Annotated in this window: 8 protein-coding genes; 4 read left to right on the top strand and 4 right to left on the bottom strand. The window is 42.0% G+C overall.

Going from position 1 to position 12,311, the window contains the following annotated elements; translation table 11 throughout:
- The 3 genes from LC653_RS47185 to LC653_RS03325 form a co-directional block, all read right to left on the bottom strand.
- Positions 1 to 442, bottom strand: a 442-nt coding sequence (locus LC653_RS47185; RefSeq protein WP_372478097.1) for a calcium-binding protein, incomplete at its 3' end; no start/stop codon positions are given.
- 1,297 nt (positions 443 to 1,739) lie between these two features.
- Positions 1,740 to 2,600, bottom strand: coding sequence for a calcium-binding protein (locus LC653_RS46100; RefSeq protein WP_308189022.1), 861 nt, complete (start codon positions 2,598 to 2,600; stop codon positions 1,740 to 1,742).
- A gap of 656 nt (positions 2,601 to 3,256) precedes the next feature.
- Complete coding sequence (locus tag LC653_RS03325) at positions 3,257 to 6,385, bottom strand: MFS transporter (RefSeq protein WP_229492567.1); 3,129 nt, start codon at positions 6,383 to 6,385, stop codon at positions 3,257 to 3,259.
- Positions 6,386 to 6,941: 556 nt separating this feature from the next.
- Between LC653_RS03325 and LC653_RS03320 the strand changes: the two genes are divergently transcribed.
- From LC653_RS03320 to LC653_RS03305, 4 genes are all read left to right on the top strand, one after another.
- Complete coding sequence (locus LC653_RS03320; RefSeq protein WP_229492566.1) at positions 6,942 to 8,222, top strand: histidine kinase; 1,281 nt, start codon at positions 6,942 to 6,944, stop codon at positions 8,220 to 8,222.
- 151 nt (positions 8,223 to 8,373) lie between these two features.
- On the top strand, positions 8,374 to 8,832 hold the full coding sequence (locus tag LC653_RS03315) for a BON domain-containing protein (protein ID WP_229492565.1): 459 nt from the start codon (positions 8,374 to 8,376) through the stop codon (positions 8,830 to 8,832).
- A gap of 184 nt (positions 8,833 to 9,016) precedes the next feature.
- Positions 9,017 to 9,451 carry a CAAD domain-containing protein gene (locus tag LC653_RS03310; RefSeq protein ID WP_229492564.1) on the top strand — a complete coding sequence of 145 codons (435 nt, stop codon included), beginning with the start codon at positions 9,017 to 9,019 and terminating at the stop codon, positions 9,449 to 9,451.
- 445 nt (positions 9,452 to 9,896) lie between these two features.
- On the top strand, positions 9,897 to 10,304 hold the full coding sequence (locus LC653_RS03305) for a hypothetical protein (protein WP_229492563.1): 408 nt from the start codon (positions 9,897 to 9,899) through the stop codon (positions 10,302 to 10,304).
- A gap of 329 nt (positions 10,305 to 10,633) precedes the next feature.
- On the opposite strand, the gene LC653_RS03300 is transcribed toward LC653_RS03305, so the two are convergent.
- Positions 10,634 to 12,223, bottom strand: coding sequence for a metallophosphoesterase (locus LC653_RS03300; RefSeq protein ID WP_229492562.1), 1,590 nt, complete (start codon positions 12,221 to 12,223; stop codon positions 10,634 to 10,636).
- Between the last annotated feature and the right edge of the window lie 88 nt (positions 12,224 to 12,311).

Genomic DNA, 12,311 nt, shown 5'->3' with positions numbered 1-12,311 from the left:
TTATCGTATCGTTGCCATCACCGCCGTCAATCCTATTCTTGCCAAATCCAAATCCGCCAACAAGGCTATCGTCGCCCAATCCGCCGTTAATCGTATTGTTGCCCCTACCCCCGTTTATCGTATCGTTGCCCGCTCCGCCGTCAATGTTGCCACCGCCGTCAATCTGATCGTTGCCCAATCCGCCGTTAATCGTATTGTCGCCACTACCGCCGTTTATCGTATCGTTGCCATCACCGCCGTCAATCCTATTCTTGCCAAATCCAAATCCGCCAACAAGGCTATCGTCGCCCAATCCGCCGTTAATCGTATTGTTGCCCCTACCCCCGTTTATCGTATCGTTGCCATCAAATCCGTTGATGATAATATCACCATCACGAAAATTGAAATTAGAAAAACTAAAACCAAGATTGTCGGGGCCATTAGTACCGTTAATGGTTGCCATAGTGAGTTTCTCCTAAACTTAGAGGGTAAAAAAATTACCTCATCACTTCACCATCAGGAAACGGTATTGCTGATTAAGAGTATGAATTTGGTTTCCCCAAAGGCGCAAAGGAAACAGTTGAAAACATGACATTTTTGAATTTCAAACTTTTATTCAGTAACACCGAGAAAACAAGGTGGAGAAATAATAAGTGGGAAGAGATAACTGAACCACGCCTGATTGGAACAGGTCTTTGCTGTTAAGTCTGAAGATTTGAGAAGATTTGAGAAGCACTGGATATATTGATGATGTTGGCATCAAAATTGTGCCAAGAGTCATGTTATATAGCAGTTTGCAGTTGAGTCCAATACAGACCTAACCCCCAACCCCTTCCCTACGAGGAAAGGGGAGTAAGACTCAAAGCCTCTCTCCTTGTAGGAGAGAGGTCAAAACTGTACTGCACCCAATTCAGAATAATAAGAGTATAATACTACCCTAAAGCGTACTTTTTTTCTATCTATAATAAAAAATAATTAACCCTCTTTTTTACTATCGACAGAACCTATCTGAAACCTTTGTTCAGATAGGGTTGGTTTTGCCTATTGAGATTTGTTTGGTGGTTTCTGTTGTTATGTATAACGAAGTAATTGCCAATAAGTTAAAAGCCTTGTTGATCAGTGCGTAGGCGTAGCCCGCCGTAGGCATCGCTGCACCGTTGCGTTACAATTTATTTAGCTTCATCAAATTCTCCGACATTTTTTTACTTCCGTGGCATCATCGCCAGTGTTGCGATTCTATTATTTGATTTTCTCATGCATAGCCGATGCGATCAAACCTTAGAAAGCATTGGTAATTCTCTATTTGTCAGATGTGCTTCTGTTACTAATTAAAGAGATTAGCAATCTTAATCTTAGAGGATGTTTTAAAAGTCCTATTGTAGGTATCAAAACGTTCTAGATCCTCCTAAATCCCCCGATAAATTGGGGGACTTTGATTCCGGTTCCCCCCAATTTATCGGGGGGTTAGGGGGGATCAATAAGTGCAAAGATACAGCCAAATACTTTTAAAACATCCTCTTAAGGGTGAAGCCAATATGAGCTACTTTTTTAGTACCTTTCTTGGTATTTAACTGTGCTTAATTAGAGCAATACCATCCTAGACAACTTAAAGACGAGTGCATTTTGTCAATTCGCCTAAATATAGAAATCAATTTGCGTAATAACTATAAAAGGAAGAGGCAAGTTAATTACCTCTCCCCGCGACTGTTAAATTATTAGAATTCTGCCTCGTGCCTTATTTTCAAGGCAGGTCTATTAAATTAAACGATAATGTCGCTTGCGACTAGTTGTGGTGCTCCTGCCAGGCGAATCTCAAACTCAGCCGATAGATCCCCATCATTGCTAGCTTGAAGAATACCTCCTGAATAACGAACCTGACCAGCTGCGGTGAATGCGCCAGATCCAATGAAAGTGAAGGCTTGGTTGCCCCCTATAGTGGAGTTGGCGTCGATGTTAGATATATCGATTATGTCACCTAGCAAGTTACCGTTTCCAAAAAAGTCAGTGATAACATCCCGTGAAAGACCAGCAGGACTATCTGAAACTAAGATGAACTGGAAAGTATCGTTACCTGATCCTCCAATGAGAGTATCAGTCCCACTACCGCCAACGAGGCGATCGTTGCCACTACCGCCAACGAGGCGATCGTTGCCATTACCACCGCGAAGGACATCGTTGCCATCACCACCGCCAATGACATCGTTACCATTACCGCCAAGGAGGCTATCGTTGCCACTCTCACCGAGCAGGGTATCGTTGCCATCACCACCGGCAAGGGTATCGTTGCCATTACCACCAATGAGGCGATCTTCGGCACCAGCACCAGTAAGGACATCGTTGCCAGCACCGCCAACGATACTATCCCTACCAGCACCACCGGTAACGACATCGTTGCCAGCACCACCGATAAGGGTATTGTTGCCAGCACCACCGGTAATGACATCGTTGCCAGCACCGCCATCGATGCGATCGCTGCCACTACCACCGAGAAGGACATCAGTGCCACTAGTGCCGTTAATGACTCTGTTACCACTACCGCTGCTGGCTTGGATAGTGTTGTTAGGAAGACCGACGAGAATGTCACTGCCGATAATGTTAGTGATATCGAGAATGGTTGCCATAAATTAGCTTCTCCTGAGTTTAGAGGGTAAAAATTACCTCGTCACTTCACCATCAAAAAACGGTGTTACTGATTAAGAGTATGAATTTCCTTTACCCCAAAGGCGCAAAGGAAACAGTTTCAAACATTAAATTTTTGAATTTCACACTTTTATTTAGCAATGCCGAGAAAAGAAGGTGGAGAAATAACGAGTGGTAAGAGATAAATGAACTACACCTGATTGGAACAGGTCTTTACTGTTAAGTCCAAAGATTTGAAAAGCACTGCATATATTGATGATTTTGGCATCAAAATCGTGCCAAGAATCATTTCTATATCCTTATGCTTTATGTATTCATTGGTTACAGTACTAGGCTGCTAGGGAACAAGCAGATTTTCTAGTACAGAATCGCATAGCTTTTACGATGTTTTTACTGTATTCACAATCACAAGATTATAATATTACCCTGAAGGGTACTTTTTTCTATCTATAAGAAATAATAATTAATCCTCTTTTATTTATTTCGCCATAAAAAAATCTGAAACCTTTGCTCAGACGGGGTTTTTTAATTTATATCGGAATAATAAGGTCATGATAGTGCCCTGGGGCTAGTTTGTTTTATTTATAAAAAAAAGTGGCATTAATTACCACTTTTTTTTATAAATTTCTGATGAATTTTAACGAGGTAAAGGTGACCCTGTAACGGCCACTGCTCCAGCGATCGCACTGGCTGCAAGGGAAGTTAATGCTGTCCCAAATAACCACCACGCAGCGTTTGCAACGGTTTTTTTGGTTTCTTGGGCTTGCTTTTTAGTTTGCTCTTGGATCGCTTTTAGGCGTTTTTTTGTTTCTTGTTGAATGCGTTCGGCTCGTTGTAGTACGCCATCTCGCGCCGCTTCTATTTGGTCGATGATTCTATTAGCATCCTGTTGAGAAATATCTTCACGAGAACTTAATACAGCAATTAAAGTATCACGATCAAATTGACTGAGCCGATCGCGCAATGCTTCAAATCCAGCTTGCGGATCGTCGAACACTTTCGCAAAGTCTTGCTTAATTCCTTCATAGTTAAGTTCGGAACGATCAAGCGAGTTGAGATAGTTGCGAACTCTAGCAAAAACTCCATCAAGCACTGATTGTACCCTTTGCTGGATCTGCTGGAATTGTTCGACAATGGAGGTGCGAACAGACTCAATTTGATCCACAATCCGGTTCGCTTCCTCTTCTGAGATATCTTCCCGTTGGGATAACAGCGCCACAATTGTCGAACGATCAAATTTGGAGGCGCGATCGCTTAAACTCCCAATTCCAGCGCGGGGAGAAGACAACAGCAATTGCAAATCGCGTTTAATTGCTTCTGGGTTGAGTTCTTCTTTGTTAGTGTTACGTAGGTAATCTTCGAGATTGGCTTCAAAATCTAAAGCTTGTTGAGCAGTACGCTTGGCTAAACGTCGTGGCGCTCTCACAATACTAGCGATCGCATCTTGTGCCTGATCAATGATCTGATTAACTTCCTCTTGGCTCAAGTCTCCCCGTTGACTCACGAGTTTAACCAAGGTTTCTCGATCAACATTAGACAAGCGATCGCGCAGTGCTAAGGCTCCTGCTTTGGGATCATCGAGTAATTTTTCTAAATCCCTCCTGATACCTTCGGGATCAAGTTCTTCTAAGTTGGTATTGCGGAGATATTCGGCGATCGCTTTTGTAGTTTTTTCATACTGTTCTTTCGCCTGCTGCGGTACTTGCAAAATATTATCTCGGACTGCTTCAATCTGATCGAGAGTTTGATTTATCTGTTCTTCGCTCAAATCCTGACGCTGACTGAGCAATTGTACTAGTGTATCCCGGTCAAATTGCGATAAGCGCGAAGTCAATTGGCTAATTCCAGCTTGCGGATCGTCTAGTAAAATTTGAAACTCACGTTTGATACTTTCGGGATTGAGTTCGTCTTTATTAGTATTCCGCAGATAATCTTCAACTCTTTGGCGCAGTTCATCGGCTCTGGCTTTTGCTTGTTCTTGCAGAACTCTTGCACGATTTAAGAAATTATCGCGGTTGCTTTCGAGTTGACTAACAATATTATTAGCTTCCTCTTCGCTAATATCTTGACGCTGTTGGAGCAATTGTACAAAAGTGTCGCGGTCAAATTGCCCGAAGCGGCTACTTAAATCTTCAAACCCAGCTTCTGGATCTTCCACCAATTTGGCAAAGTCACGTTCAATACCTTCAGGGTTGAGTTCTTCCTTCCCCGTCGAACCCAGATAATCTTCAATGCGGGTGCGGAAATCTTGCCCTTTTTCTCGCGCTTGGGCCTGTTTTACAGTTTCTAAAACTTCCGAGCGATCGCTTTCCATTTGTTCGGAAATTTCTTTCACCCTAGCTTCACTGATATCACCTCGCTGCTTCAGCAAGTTGGCGAAATATTCAAGATTGAGTTCTTCCAACTCCCGTCTTACAGTTGTCGGATCTGCATTAACATCATAGATGAGTTCTTTAAATTCATCTCTTAGGGTAATGCGGTTAAAATGCCAAGGGAACGAATTCAATATGTAGTCTTCTACATCCGCCTTAATTGTATTTTCGGGTGATATTGGCAACCTTGCAGATACTTGTTCAGTTGCTTCATCTCTGAACTTTTGGAGTTGTTCTGTGATTTGATTGACATCGACATCTTGAACTTTTTCTTTCAGTTTTTGCAACTGATTAGTAATTTTGTTGATATCAATATTGGAAAGGTTGGTCTGATCCAGCACTGCTGGTACAGCCGCACTCAAGCCATATCGAATAGCTTGCTTGATTACACCATTGGTTTGCTTGCCATTCCCACCTCCGACTCTAACCAGTTCTTGAAGGCGTTCACCTAATTGCTCTGAATTCAATTCTTCGGGAGTTGCAGATTTAAGCAAATTAATTACTTGTTCTGTGGGATTGCTACGATTCAAAGCTTGTTGCCAAGCACCTTGAAATTGGTCGGCAATGCGATTGATATCTTCTTGAGATAAATCTGTGCGACTGCTAATTAAATCAACAAATGTTTGACGATTGATATTTTGCAATAGGTCGCTGTTAGCAACAGATTGCAAATCTGTATCTTTCAGAAGCTGGTCAAATTGGTTACGAATTTCTGTGATATCAAGCTTTGGTAATTGCAGAGAACCTAAAGAACTTTGGAGTGTATTTCTAATCTCTTCAGGATTAAAATCTGAAGTTAATTCTCGCCGGACTGCGGCTGTAATATCTTCAGCAGTAGAAACTAACTGTTTTTTCGCAGTATTAGCACTGATGCCAGCAGTTGCTGTACCCATCAGAGTTTGAAAACCAGAAGTGACAGTACTAGCGATAGAACCAATAAAAGAACCTACTGCTGATGAACCGAACCAAATTACCAGTGAGAAATAGGTAGCCCAGATGACTACACCGATGATTGCACCTAGAGATTCACTTTCGATTAAGCTAAGTTTTACCGCCAGAAAAGAAGCAATAAATAATGCAATACTAACGGTTAGTAACGCCCAAGCACCAATTTTAGTCTGAACTGAACGAATTTTACTACCCAAACTTTCTGAATCATCATCAGAATCTGAGTCAATTTCCCAAGATGAAATTCCGACAGCGACTGAAAAATTAGTCAATAATAATTGAAAGGCAAATGCCATTAAGACTCCAGCCAGCAATGCTACCAAGAATTTAGGCCCAGAAAAAAGAACTGATGCTTCTTCTGGAGTTAGTGCTTCCTCAGCTATTATTGGCGCTAATCCAAAAGATAGCCAGTTCGATGCCCAAATAGTTAAAACACCTTGAAACATAGTATTTTCCCACTTGCAGTCAATTAAATTACCATTGATAAAATGGCTTATTTATCAATCTACTTGCCTGTTAGATAAGCTGACACTTTCTTAGGTAAGAAGTTTGCTTGTCAAAAGTCGTATTTTACAAAAAAAAATTTTTTTCTAAATAAAATAATGTAAAATTTGGTGATTTTCTATTAACTTTTTTGATAAATTTCAATCTGCTTGGTATTAGTAAAATTTCCACCGAAAATTTAAACTAATACATATCCATATATTTTTATTATAAATTACATTTAATAGATAGGTTTATAACAGAAATGTAGCTAGTTTCAAAAATAATATTTTAGAGATTGTTTTGATAAATAAAATTATCAACATCTAATTTTTATTAAATATAATTTATTTAATTATGAAAATTTGGTGCTATCTTTAGATAAAGCCACGTATATCTAACGATAGAGAGAAAATTTCTTCCAAGCGATTGATGAAATGTAAACACAAACATGTATTAATAAGGTCATTAGGAGCTATAAATTAGTGAATAATTGATTTTTGCTGAGGAGAAAGAATAATGGTTGTAGGTGTACATAAACGTGGTGTAGGTGTATTTTCTCATCGTCGAGATGTTGAACATGCCCTACATGAATTAAAAAAAGTTGGTTTTGACATGAACAGAGTCTCTGTCATCACCCAGGATGGAGACAAAGATGATATTTCTGGGGCTGAAGTACACGATCGCGTTGGTGATAAATCTGACGAAGGCGCTAAAGTCGGAGCAGTTACAGGCACTGCTTTGGGCGGATTGACTGGTTTATTAGTCGGTCTTGGTACTTTGGCAATTCCTGGAATCGGGCCAATTATGCTGGCTGGAGCCGCAGCAACTACCCTAGCTACCACCCTGACTGGCGCTGGTATTGGTGCAGTAGCTGGTAGTTTGCTTGGTGCATTAGTTGGTTTAGGAATTCCCGAAGAACGAGCCAGAGTTTACGACGAACGCGTGAGACGGGGACACTATTTAGTCATCATAGATGGCACAGATACAGAAATCGTCAGAGCAGAAGCAATTCTACATCAGGGTGGTGTGGAAGAGTTTGGCATTTATGAGAATCCAGATGCTAAAAATGCAACTGCGGATTATGTCGCTCCAACATCTAATGTTGCTGATAGTGGTGTTGCCAAACGCGCGATTGGAGTCTTTTCTCATCGCCGAGATGCAGAGGCAGCAATTACAGAATTAGGAGATGCAGGTTTTCCCTTAAGTAGAGTCTCCATCATAGCCAAGGATACAAACGGTCATGGGATCGCTGGTGTAGATGCAGATAAAAATGTCGGCACAGGTAATAAAGCAGACGAAGGTGTAAAAGCTGGAGCAGCTACAGGCGGAATTGTAGGCGGCTTGACTGGCTTATTAGTTGGTCTTGGAACTTTAGCAATTCCTGGAATCGGGCCTGTAATTGCAGGTGGCGCAGCAGCGACGGCTTTAGCATCAACAGTAGCTGGCGGTGCGATCGGTGCAGCAGCTGGCGGTATTGTTGGCGGACTCGTGGGCTTGGGAATTCCTGAAGACAAGGCGCGAGTATATAGCGATCGCTTCCAAAGAGGCGACTACTTAGTAATTATCGATGGTACCGAAGCTGAAATCCGCGAAGCTGAAGCGATTCTCAGACGTAGAGGCATTGAAGAATTTGCTATTTATGATGGCACTGATTTAGGCGAACATCGCTCAGGTTTAGACCGAGGAACGCATCACGACACAGGAGTTGTGAATAGCGATCGCACCAATTATTCAACAGGTGTTCATGGAGACGAGCCTCCTGTAGTCATTGTTGACCGTCGTGATGAAACACTTTAACCTAAGGTAGTTGTCACTCACACTAATTCTCCAAAATTGCAGGAGCAAGAACATAAAAACTTTGCTCCTAACTTAAGAAACTTGCTCCTCACTTCTGCCGTAAATATCCACAAACTCGACAAGTTTCACTTTCCGATTCCGAATTAAACCTATGCAAAAGCTAACTCCCTTCTTAATTAGTTCACTTTTAATTTTTGGTGTTGCTGCTTGTGATAACGCTTCTAAAACAACTGTGTCTGCACCCGATCCTAATGAAGCACCAACCGCACCAAGTGTAGAAACAACACAAGCTGCTCAACAAGACGCTCAAAGTGAAGTTCGCAGAAGACAACTTAATTCTGATATCCGTGCCCGTGAACAGCGCAATAATACAACTGGTGGCGATACACAAAGAGCTACAGATGATCTAGCAAGTGAAGTTCGCTCCAAGCTGGAGGCAAACATACCCAAGGGTCAACTAACAGTTAAAGCAGCAGAAGATGGAACTGTCACTGTCGCCGGAACTGTGAACAATCAGCAGGAATTGGCTAAAATTGAACGTTTAGCTAAGGAAATTAAAGGTGTCAAAGCTGTAGTTGTTACAGCAACAGTTGCTCCACCAACCAGGTAAGATAGCTAACATTAATCCAAGTGAGTAGGTAGGCATAAATAAATTTAGATGCCCCTGCTCAGTCTTAGGGGTCAGTTATATTTATTACTGACCATTAATAATTGACAACTGACGGTCTTAATAATTATATTTATTGACGCTATGTCAGTTATAGAAACTCTTGTACTTGCCGAAAATAAAAACTATGGAAACTGAACAACAGCAACGTGAATCCATCAATGCCTCCTTATCACAAGGCACGCTAGCGCTTGAAGGTACAGATACTGCAAACTTGCCAAAGTTACCACCAGCACCTGAACCAGAATCTCAATGGCAGCAAATTAGCAGACAATTTTCTCAATTTTTGGAGCAATTGCCCGAATACTTAGGTAGCTTTTTTAATAACTACAAGCAGCCTTTAACAACAGTTGGTTTGATTTTGGCGGCGATTGTTACAGCTAAGATAGTACTAGCAGTACTGGCTGCAATCAATGATATTCCATTACTATCACCGACTTTTGAGTTAATTGGAATTGGTTATGCCACTTGGTTTACTTCCCGTTATCTACTAAAGGCTTCAACCCGGCAAGAATTAGCCGATGAAATTCAATCACTGAAAAACCAATTTGTAGGCGAATAAATTTACTAACCATTAAACTAGTACACTGTGGTGTAAGTTTATCTGCCTTTAACAATTTGCTTAAGCCAACCTTTACTAGCTTTAGCAGACTAGTCTGTATCTTCGCTAATTAAATATATACTATCTAAATGTTCACATTCCCGACTTCTTAGACAAGCCGGGAATTTTGTAACTATCCTTTTTCGGATACAAAACGCAGTAGAGGCACAATAATGTTCATTGCTATCAGTGTCAACTTCAGCTAAAACCCTTGTTTTACACCATGAACGTAAATTACAAGTATTTAGCCGGACTTCAGATTAGTCTTTTGGATACATCAAAAGATAGAGAGCATGGCATTATATTTAAATTTAAATCACTTCTAAAGATAGTAGATCGAAGATGAAAAACAGCCTAATCTAGGCTTTGAAGTTATTTAATAGATTCTTTAACGAGGACATAAATTATGGCTAATGAAGCAGTTAATAAAGGTATAGATTCATCTGATAGAGCTGAAGTAGATACATACGATCGCGGCATTATCCCAGCTGAAACAGCTGCTCGGATGGAAAGAGAGGGAAATCTGTACAAAACACTCCCTACAGAAGAAAGGGAGGCAGATGCACCTACCGATGACCAAACCGATCCAGACAGTATACGCACCACTGACGGATATACCGTGGACAAAGAAGGTTTGTTAAACAACTATGCTGTTGAACCGGAAATATACTACGAAGAACCGGGTGATGCACGCAAAGCAGCAGCAGAAGATACAGCCCAACGTGTTGAAGAACTTGCAGAAGTTAATCAGGACGAGGAAGGCAAGTTGACCGAAAAGGGTGATGCACGCGGTAGAGGCCCAGGAATAGTTTAATTACAACCATCCTTTTTGCTGGGTGCAATTACACGTAAGAAGGCTAAATAAGCACTTTGTAGAGACGCAATCATTGCGTCTCTACTTATATGTATGGGCTAATAGTATCGAGAAGTATGTCAATAGACCTCTAAAGTCCTTAACACCCCAATACTGCTCGCTTAAGCCTCTTTTGGACATTATAGACAACGATATTTCAAGGGTTTGAGCCTACTTTCTTTCCTTAACCGAGCAGTATTGCTTAACACCCCACCCCGCAAGCAGGAGGGGAGCGTTTGCTTTACTCAAATGCGGGGTGGGGTTCTTTATTTTTGATTTATGCAAGAGGTCTAATAGATAATTAGCGGCTCAAGCTTACGATTATGCCATTGCCGCTGATGCCATTCGGCAACCAAGGGACGGACAATGAACTTGGGATGGCGTTTGCCCTTGGCGTTGGCAAAGCCATCGCCTTTAACGTCAATGCGTAAACCTGAGTAAGGTCGTCGCTTTTGAGAACCTTCACCGTTGCGACCAATGAAGAGATGCGATCGCGCCACTAATTTATTTTCATTTCCAAAAGTCTCCATCAAATCTGCTCCCTCAATTCGCTGGCGTCGCAAACTAAACCCGCTACCGCCACAAACAATCCAGTGGATATGAGAATCAGCGTGTCCTGTATCCATTGTCTCCAGGTGTTCCAAACAGTGGGCGTGACCGTTTAATACTAAATCAACCAAAGGACGCCCCTGAGTTAAGGAACCTATTTCTTTAGCTACCGCATCCAGCACACCACGAAGGCGATCGCGAATTATCAGAGTTTGTGCTTGCTGCCACTTTGTCGCTTCAGTTACATAAGGTGGATGATGGAAATAAATCACCCTTCCCCGAACTTCAGAGTTATTCCAAGATTCAATTAATTTTTGCTTAAGCCAGTTTAGTTGTTCAGTGTCAGTCAGCGTTGTTTTATCAGCAGCTAATTGCTTGTCGATATCGACAATAATTTCTTCAATTTGTGACACCTTGGCGTGGTAGTCGTCTAATTGGTCGGCTTCGCTGGGGTTTTCTGGACGAAGCTTGGCTGAGGTTTCAATGATTTGCTGCTTTTCTTGCTCTAAATCTTCACGCCGTTTCTCTAAAATTCTGCGATCGGCATCGCCTTGTTTGGTTTTAGGTAGGGGCGGTGGATCGTTAAATGTATTTGAATCCAAGGCAAAGAAATCAATCCCGCCATAGCGAAAAGTGTAGTAGCGATTGGGAAGGCGAGTAAAGTGCCCAGGTTCATAGCTGAGACAATAACCTGTATCTGTCTTGGCTGTGTAATACTGATTTAAATGATTATTTAACTCTCCTGGAAGCTGAAACGCCTGAAGATAGTCCATAAATGCCCGTGCGTAGGCTTCACCCGTTCCAGAACCATGCAAGCCTACATCTAGGTCTAACCGCGATTGCAACAGGCGGCGAATGGGTAATGTTGTCAGAGAGGCCAAGCTCAATAGAATCGGCAAGTTATAGTAATCGTGATTACCCGGTACAGGTAAAATGGGCAGCTTAAAAATCATCTGGTCATAAGCAATCCGTTGGGGATGCTCTCCCCCCAAGATAAACTCTCGGTAAGGCTGGATGAAGTTCTGCTGATAGTATTCACTCGACCCTACTAAATAGATCACATCCCCGGTATGCAGCATAAAACGGGATTCGCTGTGATGGGGCAACATAAGTTCAGCCACCTTTCGCTGGGGGTTGTGTCCCCGGTGCTTGCCGGAACCACTATCACCTACAACTAAAAATGAGAACTCAGAATTGTCTGTTTGGCCATCCTCCAACACCAGCCGAGTTTGGTCGATGTTCCGTTCCACAATTAACGGATCTTGCCACCGTACCCGTTGATTCATTTTACGAATTTTGTTAGCGATCGCTGGATCAGATACAAGTTTCAATGCAACCTACTCCTGAATTTTCAATTAGGAATCGAAGAAGAGGAAAGGGGGCAGTTCTTGCTGGGGGCAGGGGGCAAGGAACAGAGGG

The sequence above is a fragment of the Nostoc mirabile CHAB5784 genome, assembly GCF_020829645.1.
GTDB lineage: Bacteria > Cyanobacteriota > Cyanobacteriia > Cyanobacteriales > Nostocaceae > Nostoc > Nostoc mirabile.
Note: the sequence above shows the minus strand (reverse complement) of the source record. Positions and strands in the feature narration are given on the sequence as shown.